Raw genomic sequence first — 18,128 nt, 5'->3', positions numbered from 1 at the left:
CGCGCGGCCCCGGCCTTGTCGTCCACATGCATCACCTCGGCCAGCAGCCGATGATACCGCTCGAGATCGGAAGCCGCCTCGCGAAGCTCCGGCTCAGCGATCGCGCCGTAGACATTGAAGTGCGTGGTAGTCGCCTCAAGCCAGCGATCCGCCGCGACAGCCGATTGCGCCACCGCCAGAAGCAACAGGGCGACGAGTCCTCGCGAAAGCCACTTCATCTTCCCCCCACACACGGTCGGCTCGGCTGCGGAGAGCCCCGCGCGTCGCCTCCATTCAAGGTTGCAGGCGACGCCTCGCGGTTGGCAATCCCTTTTCGCGCGGCTTGTTCAGTGGAAATCCCGGCTCCGCAGAAGCCGTCCCGACACCTTCTGGCGCACGCGCGGCGCCGGAGCGCCAGGCTCGTCCCTGAGCGCCGACAGATGCGCCGACAGGTCCGTGAAACCCTCGGCGACCACGTGGATCACGCCCTCGGCGCGCTGCACCCGGCCGTGGACGACCAGAAACGAGGCGGTCATCACCAGGTTGCGGTCGGCCTCGAAGCGGTCCTTCCACACCACCGCGTTGGCGACGCCGGTCTCGTCCTCCAGGGTCACGAACACCACGCCCTTGGCCGTGCCCGGCCGCTGGCGGATCAGGACGAGGCCCGCCACCGACACCCGCGCGCCATCCTTCAGCGTGGTCAGACGCTCGGCCGTGATCACCCCGCGCCGCTGCAGCATCGGCCGGTAGAAGCCGATCGGGTGGGCCTTCAGGGACAGGCTGGTGGTGCGGTAGTCCTCGGCAACGTCCTGCGGCGCGGCCATGGCCGGCAGGGCGACCTTGTCCTCGAACAGCGGCAGGCCGGCCAGCAGCGGGGCCTGGACCGGCGCCTTGTGCTCGCCCTTCAGCCCCTTGACCGCCCACAGCGCCTCGCGCCGCGACATCCCCACCCCGGCGAAGGCGTCGGCCTCGGCCAAGAGCTCCAGCGCCCGCTGCGGTACGCCGCCTTGCGCGAACTCGCCCGGCGTGCGGGCGCCCTCCGCGCGGGCGTGAACCAGCACGGCGACGTCGGCCTTCTTCAAGCCCTTGATCTGGCGGAAGCCCAGGCGCACGGCCTTCCAGTTCTGGCGGTTCTTGTAGTCGGCGATCTTGTCGGCGCGGGGCCGGAAGCCCTCGTACGCGCGCCCCTTCTCCAGCGTGCAGTCCCAGTCGCTAGCCAGGATGTCCGGCGGCAGCACCTCGACCCCGTGCTCGCGGGCGTCGCGGACCAGCTGGGCCGGCTGGTAGAAGCCCATCGGCTGGGAGTTGATCAGGGCCGCGCAGAACACGTCCGGCCAGGCCCATTTGATCCAGGCCGAGACATAGACCAGCTTGGCGAAGCTGGCCGCGTGGCTTTCCGGAAAGCCGTAGTGGCCGAAGCCCTCGATCTGCTTGAAGCAGCGCTCGGCGAAGTCGCGCTGGTAGCCGCGCCGGACCATGCCCTCGACGAACTTGTCGCGGTACTCGGCGGGCGTGCCGAGGTTGCGGAAGGTGGCCATGGCCTTGCGCAGGCCGTCGGCCTCGTCGGGCGTGAACTTGGCCGCCTCGATGGCCAGACTCATGGCCTGCTCCTGGAACAGCGGCACGCCGAAGGTCTTGCCCAGGATGCCCTTCAGCTCGTCGGGCGGACCGTGCTCCGGCGAGGGCGCGGGCCATTCCACCGGCTCGATCCCGTTCTTCCGCTTCAGATAGGGATGCACCATGTCGCCCTGGATCGGCCCCGGGCGCACGATCGCCACCTCGATGACCAGGTCGTAGAATTCGCGCGGCTTCAGGCGCGGCAGCATCGACATCTGGGCCCGGCTCTCGACCTGGAACACCCCGACGCTGTCGGCCTTGCACAGCATGTCGTAGACGCCCGGGACCTCCTTGGGGATATCGGCCAGGTCCTTCAGCCAGACCTGGCCGTGGTCCTGCCGCAGCATGCCCATGGCCCGTTGGATGGCGCTGAGCATGCCTAGGGCCAGCACGTCGACCTTCATCAGGGACAGGCTGTCGATATCGTCCTTGTCCCACTCGATGAAGGTGCGGTCCTTCATGGCCGCGTTGCCGATCGGCACGGTCTCATCCAGCCGCCGCTTGGTCAGGACGAAGCCGCCGACGTGTTGGGACAGGTGGCGCGGGAACTTCAGAAGCTCGGTCGCCAGGGCCACGGCGCGGGCGATCTCGGGCGCCTGAGGGTCGAGACCGGCGTTGCGCAGGTGCTCTTCGGGCAGGCCGTCGCCCCAGCTGCCCCAGACCGTGCCGGCCAGGAGGCTGGTCACATCCTCGGTCAGGCCCAGGGCCTTGCCGACGTCGCGGATGGCGCTGCGCGGACGGTAGTGGATCACCGTGCCGCAGATGGCGGCGTATTCGCGGCCGTAGCGCTCATAGACGTACTGCATCACCTCCTCGCGCCGCTCGTGCTCGAAGTCGACGTCGATGTCCGGCGGCTCGCCGCGGTTCTCGGAGATGAAGCGGGTGAACAGCAGGCGGTGCTCGGTCGGGTCGATCGCCGTCACGCCCAGGCAGTAGCAGACCGAGGAATTGGCCGCCGAGCCGCGCCCCTGGCACAGGATGCCCATCTCCCGCGCCTTGCCGACGATGTCGTGCACGGTGATGAAGTAGTTGGGATAATCCATCTTGGCGATCAGCCGCAGCTCTTCCGCCAGCTGGGCCTTCACCTTGTCCGGCACGCCGTTCGGATAGCGCCAGGCCGCGCCCTGCCAGGTCAGGTCAGTCAGGTGCTGCATGGCCGACTTGCCCGGCGGCACCGGCTCGTCGGGGTACTGCTCCTTGATCTGGCCGAGGTCGAAGCCGATGCGCTCGACGATCTCGACCGTGCGCTCGACCGCGCGCGGCCAGCGCTCGAACAGGCGCGTCATCTCCTCCGCCGACTTCAGATGCCGTTCGGCGTTGGCCTCCAGCCGAAAGCCGGCCTCGTGGATCGCGCAGTGCTCGCGCACGCACGTGATGACGTCCTGCAACGGCCGCCGCTCGGGGCCGTGATAGAGCACGTCGTTGGTCGCCACGATCGGCGCCCCGGCCGCCCGGCCCAGGGCGTCGAGGCGCGAAAGACGCTTCAGGTCCTGGGCGGCGTAGGCGCGGCTGGCGGCCAGCCAGGACCGCCCGGAAAGATCGCCGGCCATGCGGGCCAGGTCCCGCTCGAACGCCTCGTCCAGCGTCCGGGGCGGGACGATCAGGCCGATCTGACCGTCCGAATGATCCAGGAAATCCGCCCAGCTCAGGTGGCACTGGCCCTTCTCGGCCCTACGCTGGCCCAGGGTGAGCAGGCGGGTCAGGCGGGCGAAGGCCTCGCGGTCGGTCGGGTAGCAGATCAGGCTGGGCGTCCCGTCCATGAAGTCCAGCCGGCAGCCGGTCAGCACCCGAACCTTGCGCGACTTGGCCGCCGTCCAGGCGCGGACGACCCCGGCCAGGCTGTTCCGATCGGCGATGCCGACGGCGGTCAACCCCAGCGCCTCGGCGGCGATGGCTAGTTCCTCCGCGTGCGAGGCGCCGCGCAGGAAGGAGAAGTTGCTGGTGGTCTGGAGCTCGGCGTAGGCGGGGGGGCGGGGCATCAGTTCCTCCCCCGCTTGCGGGGGAGGAACTAGTCGGCGCTTACCCAAACAGGCCATGGATCCACCACTTCGGCGCGTCTTCCCCGCCGAACAGCCCCTGCCGAAAGATCCAGTACCGCCCGCCGGCCTCGTCCTCGACGCGGTAATAGTCGCGGATCTTGCCGGGACCGGTCTCACCCTCGGCGACGCCGGCGCGCCACCATTCCTGGGCGATGCGTTCGGGCCCCTCGGCGCGGCGGACGCGGTGAGACCGGCCTCGCCAGGTGAAGGACACCGGCGGGTCGTCAGGCACCTTGGCGAGCGCGGTGATCGCCTCGGGCCGCTTTAAGAGGCGCACCGGGCGGGGAAGGTCGGGATCCCAAGCCGCCACGGGCGGCGGGTCCAGCGGGGCGGCGCGGACCACCGCGCGTTCGGGCACGTGGCTCTCGTAGGGATCGGCGCGCCAGACGCGGGCCTCGCCCAGACGGTTGACCAAGCGGTCGATCAGCGGCGCCAGGGTCTCATCGAGGCCGGCGCCCGCCGCCTTGTCCAGCCCGCTCTGGACGGCGGCCAGAGGCTCGACCCCGGCGGCGTGGACGGTGACGACCTCGATGCCGAAGCCCGGATCGACCTTGTCCAGCTTGGGAACGACCAGCTTGGTCAGTCGTACGGCGTCGCGACCGATCCGCGCCAGGCCCGCGCGCACCGGGAAGGCCTGGCCGTCCAGCCGGTGGAACACGACCTCGAACCGCTTGGCGCCGCGCCCTTCGGCTTCGAGACGGGCGCAGATCAAGGCGAGCGCGTCGGCGGAGACGCGGGCCAGGTCCTCGGGCGCGCTGATCGGCTCGAAAAAGGCCAGGCGGTCGAACCAGGGGCTGGCCGGCCGGCGGAAGGTCAGGGCCTCGGCCGCCGCCCCCAGGGCCTGGTCCAGGCGGGTGGTGAAGCCAAGGCCAAAGCGCTTGGCCAGCTGGGCGCGCGGCAGGCCATAGAGCTGGCCGACGCGGTGCAGGCCCAGGCGCGGCAGCTGGGCTTCGGCGGCCTCGTCCAGACGCAGGGCGGCGACGGGAAGATCGGCCAAAGCCTGGCGCTGGCCGCCGGGCGGGACGACGGCGAGGTCCTCGCCATAACGCGCCAGCCCCCAGGCCGCCCCGGCGGTGTCAGCGATCGCCGCCCGCGCGGGCACGCCCCAGCGCGCCAGCCGCGCGACGAGGTCGACCAGCATGGCGCCCTCCCCGCCCCACAGGTGGTCGGTCCCGGTGATGTCCAGCAGGAGGCCGTCGTCGCCGTCGATCGCCACGGCCGGCGAGAACCGGACGCACCAGTCGCAGAGCGCCTCCAGCGCCGCGCGGTCGGCGGCGGGGTCGTGGTCGAACGTCGCCAGGTCCGGGACCAGGGCCAGGGCGTCGGCGGCCTTCTGGCCAGGGAACAGGCCGAGAGCCCGGGCGCGCTCGTCCACGGCGGCGAGGCGGCGGGTTCCGCGTTCGGAGACCAGCAGGGCGAGGGGGGGGGAGGATCCCTCACCCGGCTTCGCGCCATCCGGGTTCCGCCGGCGCCACGTCGTGATCGGCCAGTTGGGACACCAGACGGAAAGGATGCGGGCCATGGCCGGCCTCCTGGGCTTCTAAAATCCAGCCGCCGGAACGTCCGCCCCGGCAGCGCTCGAGTTCGACCCGCCAGCGCGGGGGTCCGAGGCCAATGTCGTCGGGCGGCGGCCCGCTGGGCTGGGGCGCGATCCGCCAGCGACTGAACGAGGCCGAGCCGGACACCGTCCGTGGCCCCTCTCCCGCGCGGCCGCCATAGGGCCGGCGATGCAGCAGCAGCCCCAGGCCGCCGCGTTTCTCGCAAGCCAGCTGCAGCCGGCGACCGGCGGTCAGGTCCGGCGCCTCGGCCTCGCCAACCGCGGCGCTCACCCCTTGCGTCGAGAGCGCGTCCTCCAGCACCGACAGCACCTCGGCCTCGTCGCGGGCGCGGACCTGGATCAGCCGCTGGGCGGGAAAGCCCAGGCCGGCCAGGCCCGGCGCGAACAGGTCGCTCCGCCGCGCCACCCAGACCACGACGCCCGTCGCCGCCAGGGGCCGCAGCAAGAGTCCGATGAAAGCCGCCGGCGCCGCGCCGGTCTCGCCCTCCAGCCCCGCGCCGACCACCTCGTGCCAGGCGCCCAGCGGCAGACCGCCGGCCGAAAAGCAGCCGTCGATGGCGGGATCGCCGAACGGCAGGACGGGAGTCGGAGTCCGAGTCCCCGCTTCGATCGCGGCGATCCGGCCTCTCAGGGCCGCAAGACGCGCCTCGCGCGATCCGGCCATCTCACACTCCAAGTTCTCTTTTTGTTCTCGCGCCGACGGCGGCGGGAGTCAAGGGATGGAGTGTCGCGGGTGGGCGTTCAGACGTCGCGGTTCAGCCACTGGGTGGCGATGATCGGGCCGAAGAAGAAGCCGACGCCCAGGGTGTCGGCGACCACGTCGAAGATGTCGGCGTCGCGGCCGACAATCGGCAGGCCCTGCAGAATCTCGATGGCGATCCCGAAGCCCAGCAGGACGACCCCGATCCTCCAGTAGCGGCTCTTGGGCAGGGCCATCGTCGCCAGGAAGGTCAGGCCGTAGAAGACGATGAAGTGCTTGGCCTTGTCCCAGGGGATCAAGCCGGCCGTGTCGTCGCCGGGCGCCAGGGCCGCGTAGAGCGTGAAGGCGACAGCGGCCAGGAAGACGGTCAGGCCCAGCCGGTTGATCTTGCGGGGAACGAGCAGGGACATGCGGGGCCTTCGACAAGTTCCTCCCCCGCGATGCGGGGGAGGTGGCCCAGAGGGCCGGAGGGGGCGAACTGGGCTATGGCAGCACTAGCCCCCTCAGTCGCGGAGTTTATCCTCGGGCGCGCGCTTCGCGCGACCCGGGGGTGACAGCTCCCCCGCATGGCGGGGGAGCAACTTCACCTCAGAACGTCAGGGCGCGCGCTTCCTTGACGTGCGGCAGGGCCTGGATCTTGCCCAGCAGGGCCGCGTCCGGAGCCTGGTCGACGCCCACCAGGGCGATGGCGTCCTCGTCGGCGGCCACGCGGCCCAGGTTGAAGGTGGCGATATTGACGCCCGCTTCGCCCAAGAGGCCGCCCAGGGCGCCGATGAAGCCCGGCTTGTCCAGGTTGTTGATGTACAGCATGGCCGGCGAGAAGGCCGCGTCCAGCTCCATGCCCTTGACCTCGACGATGCGCGGCGCGCCGGCGATCACCGTGCCGGCGAAGGCGCGCTTGCCCTTCTCGGTGGTGATGGTCACGCGCATCAGGCTGTCATAGGTGGGGCTGACCTCCTGGCGGCTTTCCGAGACGGTGATGCCGCGCTCTTTCGCGACAGCCGGCGCCGAGACCATGTTGATCTCCGCCAGCATCGGCTTCAGCACGCCAGCCAGCGCCGCCGAGGTCATCGGCTTGACGTTCAGGTTCGAAACCTCGCCCTCGTAGGCGATGTCGATGGCCTTGATGCCGAAGTCGACCATCTGGCCCGCGAAGGCGCCGATCTTCTCGGCCAGGGCCACGAACGGCTTCAGCTTGGGGGCTTCCTCGGCCGTGATCGAGGGGCTGTTGAGGGCGTTGGTGACCGCGCCGGTCAGCAGGTAGTCCGAGACCTGTTCGGCGACCTGCAGGGCGACGTTCTCCTGAGCTTCCGAGGTGGAGGCGCCCAGGTGCGGGGTGGCGACCACCTTGTCCGAACCGAACAGCGGGTTTTCCTTGGCCGGCTCGACGGTGAACACGTCGAAGGCCGCGCCGCCGACATGGCCGTCGTCCAGCAGCTTGCGCAGGGCCGCCTCGTCAACCAGGCCGCCGCGGGCGCAGTTGACGATCAGCACGCCCTTCTTGGTCTTGGCCAGGGCCTCGGCCGACAGGATGTTGCGGGTCTTGTCGGTCAGCGGGGTGTGCAGGGTGATGACGTCGGCGCGGGCCAGCAGGTCTTCCAGCTCGACCTTCTCGACGCCCATCTCGACGGCGCGCTCAGGGCTCAGGAAGGGGTCGTAGGCCACGACCTTCATCTTCAGGCCCAAGGCGCGGTCGGCGACGATGCCGCCGATGTTGCCAGCGCCGATCAGGCCCAGGGTCTTGGCGTAGAGCTCCACGCCCATGAAGCGGTTCTTCTCCCACTTGCCGGCCTGGGTCGAGGCGTCGGCGGCGGGGATCTGGCGGGCCAGGGCGAACATCATGGCGATGGCGTGTTCGGCCGTGGTGATCGAGTTGCCGAAGGGCGTGTTCATCACCACGATGCCCTTGGCCGTGGCGGCCGGGATGTCGACGTTGTCGACGCCGATGCCGGCGCGGGCGATGACGCGCAGCTTGTTGGCGGCGGCGATCACGTCCTTGTCGAGCTTGGCGCCCGAGCGGATGGCGATGCCGTCATAGTCGCCGATCACGGCGATCAGTTCGTCCTTCGAGAGGCCGACCTTGATGTCGAAGGCGAGGCCGCGGTTCTTGAAGATGTCGACGGCGGCGGGGCTGAGCTTGTCGGCGATGAGGACGCGGGGAGCGGTCATTTTAGGAAACCTTCTCCCCTCCCCCTTGCGGGGAGGGGCTGGGGGTGGGGGTGTCAGCGCGGAAAGGGCGGAGGTTCACCCCCACCCCAACCCCTCCCCGCCCATTCTTTTTAGGAAATTGGGGGGAGGGGCTCGGCGCAGTGCGTTTTTTAAGCGGCGGCCAATTCGGCCGAGATGGTGGCGAAGGCCCAGTCGAGCCAGGGCGTCAGGGCCTCGAGGTCCGAAGCCTCGACGGTGGCGCCGCACCAGATGCGCAGGCCGGCCGGGGCGTCGCGATAGCCGCCGATGTCGAGGGCCGCGCCCTCCTTCTCGAGCAGGCTGGCCAGCTTCTTGGCGAAGTCGGCCTGGGCGTCTTCCGGCAAGGCGCAGATCTTGGGATCAACGACCTTCAGGCACACCGAGGTGTTGGAGCGGATCTCCGGCGTCGCCGCCAGGAAATCGACCCACGGGGTCTTGGCGACCCAGTCGGCCAGCACCTTCAGGTTCTGGTCGGCGCGGGCCTGCATGGCCTGCAGACCGCCGATCGAGGCGGCCCACTTCAGGGCGTCGAGAGCATCTTCCACGCACAGCATCGACGGGGTGTTGATCGTCGCGCCCTCGAAGATGTCGGCGGCGATCTTGCCGTTCTTGGTCATGCGGAATAGCTTCGGCATCGGCCAGGCCGGCGTGTAGCTTTCCAGGCGGGCCACGGCGCGCGGCGACAGGATCAGGATCCCGTGCGCGCCCTCGCCGCCCAGCGCCTTCTGCCAGGAGAAGGTCACGACATCGAGCTTGTCCCAGTCCAGCTCCTGGGCGAAGGCGGCCGAGGTGGCGTCGCAGATCACGATGCCTTCACGGTCGGCCGAGATGAAGTCGGCGTTGGGGACACGCACGCCCGAGGTCGTGCCGTTCCAGGTGAAGACCAGATCCTTGGCCGGATCGACCTTGGACGTATCGGGCAGCTGGCCGTACGGGGCGCTGAGCACCTCGACGTCGGGCAGTTTCAGTTGCTTGGTGACGTCCGTGACCCAGTCCTTGCCGAAGGACTCGAAGGCCAGCAGCTGCACGGGGCGAGCGCCCAGCATCGACCACATCGCCATTTCGACGGCGCCGGTGTCCGAGCCGGCGACGATGCCGATCAGGAAGTCGGCGGGGACCTCCAGCACTTCGCGCGTCTGGTCGATGGCGGCCTTCAGGCGCGCCTTGCCCAGCTTCGAGCGGTGCGACCGACCCAAAACGGCGTTTCTGAGATTTTCGGGGGTCCAGCCTGGGCGCTTGGCGCAGGGGCCGGAAGAGAACTCGGGACGAGCCGGGCGGATCGCCGGCTTGGCGAGGGTCGTGGTCATAGCGATGTCTCCCATCCTTACAGATGGACTGCGCCCCGTTGGGAGGGCGTGGCCCGCCGGCGAGAAACCGCGTTCGCGGGCAAAAGGCAAGGAGAGATTTGTCGCGGCGAGCGCTTTTAGCGCCGTACGAGGAAATTATTTTCCAGCGCCTCGCTTCCGCCAGGCGATGATGGAGCCGATCAGCATGCAGAGCAGCACGCCGCCGGAATCGAGATTGTTGAGCAAGGCGTAGGTGTTGTCGCGCTTGGCGCCCGTCACGAAATAATAGGCGTGAAGGCTGAACTGGAAGCCCTGCAGCATCATCGCGGCCCCGAGCCACGCGCTGGCGTAGCGCAAGGCCACGAGCAGGAAACCGCCGGCCACGAAGCCATCCATGGCGAGCAACAGGCCGCCTTGCAGGTCGCGAGGGACAGCGGAATGGATCAATTCGACGCCTAAGGTCCCGGCGGCGAAGATCAGGCCCGCGCGCCTTTCGGCCGGTCCGCCCTTCACGATGGCGAACAGGCAGACGGAAAAAATGACCGCCAACAGGGAAATCAAAAACGGCGACATCGGCATGAAAAAGGCCTCTAACCTGAATTAGAGGCCCTTCGCATTAAACTATTGCAACCTTAGACTGCTTGCCGAAGAGCCGCCTTGCCGGTGGCCGCCTCCTCCAGACGGAAGGTCTTATCTTCGGCGCCGGTCAGTTTCGTGCGGATGCCGAGACGCAGCTTGGTCTCGTTCAGTTCGCCGTGCGCTTCGACCATCGCCGACCGCGCTTCGCTGAGCGCGCTCATGGCCTCGGCCAGCTTGGCGGCGGCGCGATCGCCGACCACGGCCGAGATTCCGAGGTCCTTACGCGCCTTCAGCAGATCGGCCATCAGCTCGGCCGTTTCGACCATCGCCGCGTCCACGGCGTTCTCCGATGCGAACAGCTTGGTCGCAACTCGTTGAGCAACAAATACTTTTTCCACGCCCGCCTCCATTAACAAAACGCTAACGAAGAAGGTAAATAGAAAGTTAAGGTTAAGCAACGCGTAAATGCACGCAATCGTTGGCGTAACGGGGGCGTAACGCGCGGCCACCGCTGATTTGGAAGCGAAGCGTTAGGAACCTTGCGGCAAAGTGCCGCTACGATTGAGTCCCTGGGGGCTTATGAGCGACAGAAACACCCCGCGCGCGAGCCGCGAATCGACCCACGCGCCCCTCCAGGCGCGAATCGCCGGCGTGGCCTTGGCCACCACGGTGCTCGCGCTCGTAGCGGCGTGTCTGTGCTTCATGTTGCAGCAGTGGAGCGTGGCGCGGCAGGAGTCGCGCGCCAACCACGCGGTCCTGGCCCAGATGGCCGCCGCCGGCGCCGCGGGTCCCCTGGCCGACAACAACCTGGCCGGCGTCTATCGCGCGCTGAGCGCGGTGGCCAAGGCGCCGGGCGTCGCGGCCGTCCGCATGGTCGACACCGGAGGCCGGACGGTCGCCCAGATCGGCGATCCCGCGCCCGCCGACGTCGACACCCTGACCCGTCCCGTCGAAGTGAGCGGCCGCAAGATCGGCGCCGTCGTCCTGGTGGCCCGCCGCCCGGGCATCGGCCAGATCCTGGCTCGCGACCTGGCCCTGACCGGCGCCCTGTTCTTCGGCTCGGCCGGGCTGGCGATCCTGCTGGCCAACGGCCTGGCCCGGCGCATGGCCCGGCCGATGGAGCGGCTTTCCGAAGCCATGCACGAGACCGCCGTCGGCGGGCGCTTCATGCCGGTGGAACAAGCCGCCGACGACGACGTCTTCCAGAGCCTGATCGACAGCTTCAACCATCTGGTCGCGCGGTTGCGCGCCAACGATGACGACCTGCGCGGCGCCATGGCCGAGCTGGTCAAGGCGCGCGACGACGCCAACACGGCCAACGTCCTGAAGTCGCACTTCCTGGCCAATATGAGCCACGAGATCCGCACCCCGCTGAACGGGGTGCTGGCCATGGCCGAGGTCATGGCCATGGACGAGCTCAAGCCCGCCCAGCGCGAGCGCCTCTCGGTGATCCGCGAGTCCGGCGGCCTGCTGCTGGCTGTGCTGAACGACGTGCTGGACCTGTCCAAGATCGAGGCCGGCCGTCTCGAGATCCAGGACCGCCCCTTCGATATCGCCCAGCTGGCCCAGTCGATCCGTGAAACCTACGGCCATCAGGCGCGTGAGAAGGGCCTGGCCTTCGAGGTAGCCGTCGCCCCCGAGGCGCATGGCCTGTGGCGCGGCGACGCCGACCGCCTGCGCCAGATCCTGGGCAACCTGATCTCCAACGCGCTGAAGTTCACCCTGGAGGGGGCCGTCGCCGTTCGGTTCGCCTCGGCCGAGGATGGTTCGGGCCTGCGGATCGATGTCGCCGACACGGGCATCGGCGTCGCGCCCGAGATCCTGCCGCGCCTGTTCGACAAGTTCGTCCAGGCCGACAGCTCGACGACTCGCCGCTTCGGCGGTTCGGGGCTGGGCCTGGCCATCTGCCGCGAACTGGCGGCGCTGATGGGCGGCTCGATCAAGGTCCAGAGCCGCGAGGGCCGCGGCTCGACCTTCACGGTCCTGGTCGCCCTGCCGCGCGAGGAGACCCTGACCGAAGTCCACTATATCGACGACGACGAGGCCCACGCGATCGCGCGTCCCAAGGCCCGGGCCGCCGCCAAGGCGCCGCTGCGCGTGCTGGCGGCCGACGACAATCCGACCAATCAGAAGGTCATCGAGGCGGTGCTGGCGCCGCTGGGCGCCGAGGTGACCATGGTTCCGGACGGAGCGGCCTGCGTCGAGGCCTGGAAGGCCGCCAAGTTCGACATCATCCTGATGGACATCCACATGCCGGTGATGGACGGCATCGAGGCCGCCCGCGCCATCCGCGCCCTGGAGGCCCAGGAAGGTCGCACACGAACCCCGATCGTCGCCGTGACCGCCAACGCCCTGGCCCACCAGGTCGAGGACTACCTCGCCGCTGGCATGGAAGGCCACGTCGCCAAGCCGGTCGAGGTCAGCAAGCTCTATGGCGCGATCGAAGACGCGATCGCCGCCGCGCGGATGGCCAAGGCCGCCTGATTCCGACCTGAACCCCAAATCTTCCTGAACCTAGGACAACGAGCGGCTCAGAACCGCTTCAGCCGTCGCGTGTTTTTCTTGCCTCAACGTCGTCCTCCCACCTCCCCGGGGAGCGGTCGGCGGAGATGTTCAAGAGGAACCGAACCGATGAAGAAGATCCTGATCCCGATCGTTACGGTCTCGGCCCTGGCGGCCGCTGCCCTTCCCGCCGTCGCCTCGGCCCAGCCGATCAACCAGCGCCAGGACCAGCTGGAGCGCCGCATCGACATGGGCCTGCGCAACGGCTCGCTGACCCGCTCGGAAGCCTATCGCCTGCGCGCCGAACTGCGCGAGACCGAGCGCCTGGAGCACCGCTATCGCCGCAACGGCCTGAACGGCTGGGAGCGCGCCGACCTCGATCGTCGCTTCGACCGCATCAGCGCCCAGGTCCGCTACGAGCGCCATGACCGCGACTATGGCTACGGCTATGGCGACCACCGCGGCCCCGGCCGCTGGTAAGTCGGACTAGTTGAAGGCCGGCTCCACGCGGAGACGGCTCTCCACCACCGTGACGCCGCGGCCGCGCAGCAAGACGCGCGCGCCGCGGCGTTCGCATTCTAGGTCCCCGCCCCGGCCAGGATAGGCCTGGTGGAATTTCAGGATCTCCGCGCCCAGCTTGTCGCCGTAGAGCGGCATGAGGATGCAGTGGGCCGAGCCCGTGGTCGGATCCTCGGGAATGCCGAAGCCCGGCGCGAAAAAGCGGCTGATCACCGCGTAGGGCTGGCCCGGATCGGCCAGGGCGACAACGACCGTCTGGCCAGGCCCGCCGGTCGCCTCGCCGCCGATGGTCTTCAGGGCCGAAAGGTCGGGCTTGAGCGCCCTCACCGTCGCCTCGTCCTCTAGAACCGCGATCAGATAAGCCCCCGCCCAGACCTCGACCGGCGTCGCGCCCAGCGCGTCGGCCAAGCCATCGGGGACCGAGGTCCGGCGCGGCGGATCGGCCGGGAAGTCCATCTCCAAGCCCTCGCCCGTCTGCTTCACGGTCAGCGGCCCAGACAGGGTGTCGAAGGTCAGCAGAGGGACATCGACGCCCAGCTCGGCGAACAGCATATGCGCCGCCGCCAGAGTGGCGTGACCGCATAGCGGCGCTTCGAGCGTCGGCGTGAACCACCGCAGACCATAGCGCGCCGAATCATCGGTCTTCAGCAGGAAGGCCGTCTCGGCCTGGTTGTTCTCGGCCGCCAGGGCCTGCATCCAGGCGTCTGAAGGCCAAGCCGCGAACGGCTCGACCACGCAGGCCGGGTTGCCCTTGAACGGGGCGCTGGCGAAGGCGTCGATAGTCCACTGGCGCATGCGGGCGATCTCCCGGAAATCCGATGGACATCGCTGTTATGCGGGCGGAGATCGCCGCGCAAAGCCTTTATTGTCCCGGTGACAATCAGGGCTCGATCGAGATCTCCGACCAGCGGGCCTTGGCCGAGCCCGTGGTGCGCTCCCAGCCGCCGGCTCCCGAGGGCCGCAACGGGTTGGGCCGCAGGCGCAGGGCGAACAGGTCCTCCAGGCCAAACGGCGCATGCACCGTCAGGCTGTCGTCCGTTTCCAGCCGCACGCCGACGCAAAAGGCCGTGGCCACGAAGCGCTTCAGCGCCGCGGCGCTGGTCTCCAGCGGCGGATAGGGCTCGTCGGCCCCGAACTTGTCGGCGAACCACAGGTGGACCCGCGCCTGGTTGCGGACCTCGACCAGGTCCCGCAGCGGCGGCTCGAAGGCGGCGGCGACACGCTTGATGACCACGTCCTCGGCCTCGTAGCTGATGTCGCTGGCGTCGTGATAGGCCAGATCATAGTCCTTGATGCCGTAGTCCAGAGGCCGCCCGGTCAGGTGGTTCCAGACGGGCTGGTAGACCGCGCCGGAGAAGATCATCCAGTCGGGCAGATCCAGCTCCCGCGCGGTCCGGAGCACCGCCCAGGTGGTCGGGGTGGCCCGGACGATCTCGGCGAGGCGAGCTTCGAGCGCGTCGGTCATGCGCGCAACGTCCAGCCGTGGTCCAGCGGACCATGCCCGCCGCCAAAGCCCGGCGCGCGCAACATGGCCTCGTGGACATAGTTCCAGGCTCTCGCCACGGCCTGCTCCAGCGGCAGGCCCTGGGCCAGACCGGCGGCGCAGGCGCTAGCGAGGGTGCAGCCAGTGCCGTGGGTATGGCGGGTCTCGATGCGCTCGCCCTCGAAGGTGGTTTCGCCTTCGGTCGTCATCAGCACGTCGACGACGCGCTCTCCCGCCACATGGCCGCCCTTCATCAGCACCGCCTTGGCGCCCAACGCCAGCAGGGCCTCGCCCGCCCGGCGCAGGTCGTCGGTGGTCTCGACCGTCAGGCCCGTCAGGGCGGCCGCCTCTGGGGCGTTGGGGGTCAGCAGCGCGGCGCGCGGGATCATCAGCGCCTTGACCGCCCCGATCGCCGCCTCGGCCAGCAGGGGCGCGCCGCCCTTGGCGACCATGACGGGGTCGACGACCGCCGGAACCTGGCCCGCGTGGTCGATCGCGGCGGCGACGGTCTCGACCACGGCCGCGTCGCCCAGCATGCCGGTCTTGATCGCATCGGCCCCGATGTCGTCCAGCACCGCGCGGGCCTGGGCGGCGATGATGTCCAGAGGGATCGGATGGACGCCGGTGACGCCCAGGGTGTTCTGCACGGTCACCGCCGTGATCGCGGTCGCCGCATAGCCGCCTAGCGCGGTGATGGTCTTGATGTCGGCCTGGATCCCCGCTCCGCCTCCGGAGTCCGATCCGGCGATGACGAGAACGCGGCCTTGCGGCGCCTGGGCGGGAGCTTGCGACATGGCGGCAGATGTAGGCGGGAATCGGGGCGATGGGGAGACCTCGCCGAAGCGCTTTCCTAAGCGTCATCCAGCCCCTATTACTCCTACTAATAAGCGGCGCCGCCGCATCGCGTCAGGGAGTTCGCGCATGGACCATGGTGACTGCTGCTCGGGCGGCCCGCGTTGGCCCCGGCGCTACGTGCTGGCCGGCGCCGTGGGCGCCATGGCGTCCACCGCCTTGGCTGCAGCTCCCTCCCGTTCCACTTCGCGCCTCTCGCCCTTCGACATGCGCGACGTCGAACTGCTGGACAGCCCGTTCCTGCACGCCCAGCGCCAGACTGAGGCCTATCTGCTGTCGCTGGAGCCGGACCGCCTGCTCAGCGCCTTCCGCACCAACGCAGGCCTTAAGCCCAAGGCCCAGCCCTATGGCGGCTGGGAGTCCGAGGCGACGTGGGCTGACATCAACTGCCACGGCCACACCCTCGGCCACTACCAGTCGGCCTGCGCCCTGATGTACCGCTCGACCGGCGACGTCCGGTTCAAGCAGCGGGTGGACCACATCGCCGAGGAACTGGCCGCCTGCCAGGCCGCCTCCAACTCCGGCCTCGTCTGCGCTTTCCCGAAAGGCCCCGCCCTGGTCGAGGCGCACATTCGCGGCGAGAAGATCACCGGCGTGCCCTGGTACACCCTGCACAAGGTGTTCGCCGGACTGCGCGACGGCTGGCAGTTGGCCGACAGCCAGACCAGCCGCGTCGTGCTGTTGCGCCTGGCCGACTGGACGGTCCAGGCCACCGCGCCGCTCTCCGACGCCCAGTTCGAGGCCATGCTGGCGACCGAGCACGGCGGCATGAACGAGGTCTTCGCCGACCTCTTCGCCCTGACCGGCGACGTCCGCTACCGGACCGCCGCCGAGCGCTTCTCGCACAAGGCCCTGCTGACACCGTTGTCCCAGGGCCGCGACACGCTGGACGGCCTGCACGCCAACACCCAGATCCCCAAGGTCGTCGGCTTCCAGCGCGTCCATGAGACGACCGGCCAGGCGCCGTACGGCGACGCCGCCGCGTTCTTCTGGCGGACGGTGACCCGGACCCGCTCGTTCGCGACCGGCGGGAACGGCGACGGCGAGCACTTCTTCCCGAGGGCCGATTTCGAAAAGCACGTCTTCTCGGCCAAGGGCTCGGAGACCTGCTGCCAGCACAACATGCTGAAGCTGACCCGCGCCCTGTTCGCCCAGGACCCACGCGCCGAATACGCCGACTATTACGAGCGCACGCTGTACAACGGCATCCTGGCCTCGCAGGACCCCGACAGCGGCATGGTCACCTACTTCCAGGGCGCGCGGCCGGGCTACATGAAGCTCTACTGCACGCCCGTGGACTCGTTCTGGTGCTGCACCGGCACGGGCATGGAGAACCACGCCAAGTACCGGGACTCGATCTACTTCCACGACGACCGGTCGCTGTACGTGAACCTGTTCATTCCCTCGAAGGTCGCCTGGAAGGCCCACGACGCGACCCTGACCCAGACCACGACCTTCCCGGACGATCCGACCACCACCTTGCGCTGGAGCCTGAAGCGCCCGACCGCCCTGACCCTGAAACTGCGCCAACCGGGCTGGAGCCGCACAGCCACCGTGCTGGTCAACGGCAAGGTCGCCCTGCGCTCGAAGGTCCCGGGCTTCCTTGAGATCGCCCGGACGTGGAAGGACGGCGACACCGTCGAGCTGCGGCTGGAGATGCGGACCGGGTTCGAGACCGACCCGGCCGCCACGAGCATCGCCGCCTTCACCCATGGTCCGTTGGTGCTGGCCGCCGCCCTGGGGACCGAGGGCCTCGCGCCGGGCGCGGACATCGTCGTCAACGAGCGGCTGTATGGGAAGTACAACGACGGGCCGTTCACCCCGCCCACGCTAACGGGCGATCCGGCCTTGGTCGCCGCCCGCATCCGGCCGACGGGCAAGCCGCTGGAGTTCACCGTGACCTCGGCGGAAGGCGGCGAGGTGCGGCTGGTCCCCTATCACCGCATCGCCCACCAACGCTACGCGACCTACTGGCGGCTGAATGTCGATGAGGCTTAGGCCCCCGCGATCGCCGCCTGGACCGCCAGCGCCTGCGCCGTCTCGCGCACGTCGTGGACCCGCACCGCCGCCACGCCGGCGGCGGCCCCGGCCAGGTGCGCGGCCAGCGAGCCGCCCAGGCGGTCTTCGGCCTCGCGGGCCGACGGATCGATCCCGGCGATGAACCGCTTGCGGCTGGCGCCCAGCAGGATCGGATAGCCCAGGGCCACGAACCTCGGCAGGCCCGCTAGCAGGGCGAGGTTATGCTCCACCGTCTTGCCAAAGCCGACGCCCGGGTCGAGCCAGATCTTCTCCTTAGCCACACCGGCGGCCATGGCGGTGAAGGCGCGGGCCAGCAGGAAGGCCTCGACCTCGGCGACGACATCGTCGTAGCGCGGCGCGTCCTGCATGGTCCCCGGCTGGCCCAGCATGTGCATCAGCACGACCTCGCAGCCCAGCTCGGCGGCGACCTCGGGCGCCTCGGGCGCGAAGCGCAGGGCGCTGACATCGTTCCAGATGGTCGCCCCGGCCCGGACCGCCGCGCGGGCGACCTCGGGCTTCATGGTGTCGATCGAGATCGGAACCGCGCTGGCCGCGCGCACGGCCTCGATCAGCGGGACCACCCGGCGGATCTCCTCGAAGGCCGAAACCGGCGTCGCCCCCGGCCGGGTGCTCTCGCCGCCGATGTCGAGGATGTCGGCGCCCTGGGCGATCAGCCGCCGCGCGTGCTCGATCCCCTCGGCGGGGTCGAAGAACCGGCCGCCGTCCGAAAAGCTGTCGGGCGTGACATTGACGATCCCCATCACCTTGGGGCGCGAGAAGGCGGGGCGGGCGGCGGGGCTCATGCGCC

General features: G+C 69.5%; 14 protein-coding genes and 1 pseudogene. 3 read left to right on the top strand and 12 right to left on the bottom strand.

From position 1 onward, the window contains the following. Positions 1–326 precede the first annotated feature (326 nt). From CSW60_RS14995 to CSW60_RS14955, 8 genes are all read right to left on the bottom strand, one after another. Positions 327–3,575 (bottom strand): error-prone DNA polymerase, encoded by a 3,249-nt coding sequence (locus CSW60_RS14995; RefSeq protein ID WP_099538133.1) that lies wholly within the window; start codon positions 3,573–3,575, stop codon positions 327–329. A gap of 40 nt (positions 3,576–3,615) precedes the next feature. Further along, positions 3,616–5,157 (bottom strand): DNA polymerase Y family protein, encoded by a 1,542-nt coding sequence (locus tag CSW60_RS14990; RefSeq protein ID WP_236634293.1) that lies wholly within the window; start codon positions 5,155–5,157, stop codon positions 3,616–3,618. Then, entirely contained in the window at positions 5,072–5,869 is a 798-nt protein-coding gene (locus tag CSW60_RS14985) for an ImuA family protein (RefSeq protein ID WP_099538132.1), read from the bottom strand. The genes CSW60_RS14990 and CSW60_RS14985 overlap by 86 nt, the downstream gene beginning before the upstream one ends. Before the next feature lie 65 nt (positions 5,870–5,934). Then, positions 5,935–6,303 (bottom strand): VanZ family protein, encoded by a 369-nt coding sequence (locus CSW60_RS14980; protein ID WP_099538131.1) that lies wholly within the window; start codon positions 6,301–6,303, stop codon positions 5,935–5,937. Between the two features lie 178 nt (positions 6,304–6,481). Then, a complete protein-coding gene (gene serA / locus CSW60_RS14970) occupies positions 6,482–8,062 on the bottom strand; it encodes a phosphoglycerate dehydrogenase (RefSeq protein WP_099538129.1) in 1,581 nt (526 codons plus the stop codon). 149 nt (positions 8,063–8,211) lie between these two features. Further along, the gene (locus tag CSW60_RS14965; protein ID WP_099538128.1) at positions 8,212–9,387 is read right to left on the bottom strand and encodes a phosphoserine transaminase; all 1,176 of its coding nucleotides are present in this window, start codon (positions 9,385–9,387) and stop codon (positions 8,212–8,214) included. A gap of 135 nt (positions 9,388–9,522) precedes the next feature. Continuing rightward, positions 9,523–9,945, bottom strand: a complete 423-nt coding sequence (locus CSW60_RS14960; RefSeq protein ID WP_236634292.1) for a hypothetical protein — start codon at positions 9,943–9,945, stop codon at positions 9,523–9,525. A 53-nt stretch (positions 9,946–9,998) separates the two neighbouring features. Then, positions 9,999–10,454, bottom strand: coding sequence for a hypothetical protein (locus CSW60_RS14955; protein ID WP_369801029.1), 456 nt, complete (start codon positions 10,452–10,454; stop codon positions 9,999–10,001). Between the two features lie 30 nt (positions 10,455–10,484). Between CSW60_RS14955 and CSW60_RS14950 the strand changes: the two are divergent. Both CSW60_RS14950 and CSW60_RS14945 read left to right on the top strand, forming a co-directional pair. Further along, positions 10,485–12,429: pseudogene (locus tag CSW60_RS14950) on the top strand (ATP-binding protein). 147 nt (positions 12,430–12,576) lie between these two features. Then, positions 12,577–12,927: a hypothetical protein gene (locus tag CSW60_RS14945; RefSeq protein WP_099538125.1), complete on the top strand. Its 351-nt coding sequence runs from the start codon at positions 12,577–12,579 to the stop codon at positions 12,925–12,927. 6 nt (positions 12,928–12,933) lie between these two features. On the opposite strand, the gene CSW60_RS14940 is transcribed toward CSW60_RS14945, so the two are convergent. From CSW60_RS14940 to thiD, 3 genes are all read right to left on the bottom strand, one after another. Then, positions 12,934–13,761 carry a PhzF family phenazine biosynthesis protein gene (locus CSW60_RS14940; protein ID WP_099538124.1) on the bottom strand — a complete coding sequence of 276 codons (828 nt, stop codon included), beginning with the start codon at positions 13,759–13,761 and terminating at the stop codon, positions 12,934–12,936. Between the two features lie 85 nt (positions 13,762–13,846). Continuing rightward, positions 13,847–14,431, bottom strand: coding sequence for a nucleotidyltransferase family protein (locus tag CSW60_RS14935; protein ID WP_099538123.1), 585 nt, complete (start codon positions 14,429–14,431; stop codon positions 13,847–13,849). Then, a complete protein-coding gene (gene thiD, locus CSW60_RS14930) occupies positions 14,428–15,243 on the bottom strand; it encodes a bifunctional hydroxymethylpyrimidine kinase/phosphomethylpyrimidine kinase (protein WP_099538122.1) in 816 nt (271 codons plus the stop codon). The genes CSW60_RS14935 and thiD overlap by 4 nt, the downstream gene beginning before the upstream one ends. Positions 15,244–15,370: 127 nt before the next feature. Here thiD and CSW60_RS14925 point away from each other — a divergent pair, with 127 nt between their 5' ends. Continuing rightward, the gene (locus CSW60_RS14925; protein ID WP_099538121.1) at positions 15,371–17,299 is read left to right on the top strand and encodes a beta-L-arabinofuranosidase domain-containing protein; all 1,929 of its coding nucleotides are present in this window, start codon (positions 15,371–15,373) and stop codon (positions 17,297–17,299) included. Here CSW60_RS14925 and folP read toward each other — a convergent pair. Beyond that, positions 17,296–18,123, bottom strand: a complete 828-nt coding sequence (gene folP, locus CSW60_RS14920; RefSeq protein ID WP_099538120.1) for a dihydropteroate synthase — start codon at positions 18,121–18,123, stop codon at positions 17,296–17,298. The two genes, CSW60_RS14925 and folP, sit on opposite strands and share 4 nt — an antisense overlap. Positions 18,124–18,128 lie beyond the last annotated feature (5 nt).

Source organism: Caulobacter sp. X, from assembly GCF_002742635.1.
GTDB lineage: Bacteria > Pseudomonadota > Alphaproteobacteria > Caulobacterales > Caulobacteraceae > Caulobacter.
The sequence above is the reverse complement of the archived record's forward strand: the minus strand, read 5'-3'. Positions and strand labels throughout refer to the sequence as shown.

Coding starts and splice junctions, on each gene's coding strand:
- thiD (WP_099538122.1), bottom strand. CDS start 15,243: ATGTCGCAAGCTCCCGCCCAGGCGCCGCAAGGCCGCGTTCTCGTCATC.
- CSW60_RS14980 (WP_099538131.1), bottom strand. CDS start 6,303: ATGTCCCTGCTCGTTCCCCGCAAGATCAACCGGCTGGGCCTGACCGTC.
- CSW60_RS14935 (WP_099538123.1), bottom strand. CDS start 14,431: ATGACCGACGCGCTCGAAGCTCGCCTCGCCGAGATCGTCCGGGCCACC.
- folP (WP_099538120.1), bottom strand. CDS start 18,123: ATGAGCCCCGCCGCCCGCCCCGCCTTCTCGCGCCCCAAGGTGATGGGG.
- serA (WP_099538129.1), bottom strand. CDS start 8,062: ATGACCGCTCCCCGCGTCCTCATCGCCGACAAGCTCAGCCCCGCCGCC.
- CSW60_RS14940 (WP_099538124.1), bottom strand. CDS start 13,761: ATGCGCCAGTGGACTATCGACGCCTTCGCCAGCGCCCCGTTCAAGGGC.
- CSW60_RS14945 (WP_099538125.1), top strand. CDS start 12,577: ATGAAGAAGATCCTGATCCCGATCGTTACGGTCTCGGCCCTGGCGGCC.
- CSW60_RS14925 (WP_099538121.1), top strand. CDS start 15,371: ATGGACCATGGTGACTGCTGCTCGGGCGGCCCGCGTTGGCCCCGGCGC.
- CSW60_RS14960 (WP_236634292.1), bottom strand. CDS start 9,945: ATGCCGATGTCGCCGTTTTTGATTTCCCTGTTGGCGGTCATTTTTTCC.
- CSW60_RS14990 (WP_236634293.1), bottom strand. CDS start 5,157: ATGGCCCGCATCCTTTCCGTCTGGTGTCCCAACTGGCCGATCACGACG.
- CSW60_RS14965 (WP_099538128.1), bottom strand. CDS start 9,387: ATGACCACGACCCTCGCCAAGCCGGCGATCCGCCCGGCTCGTCCCGAG.
- CSW60_RS14995 (WP_099538133.1), bottom strand. CDS start 3,575: ATGCCCCGCCCCCCCGCCTACGCCGAGCTCCAGACCACCAGCAACTTC.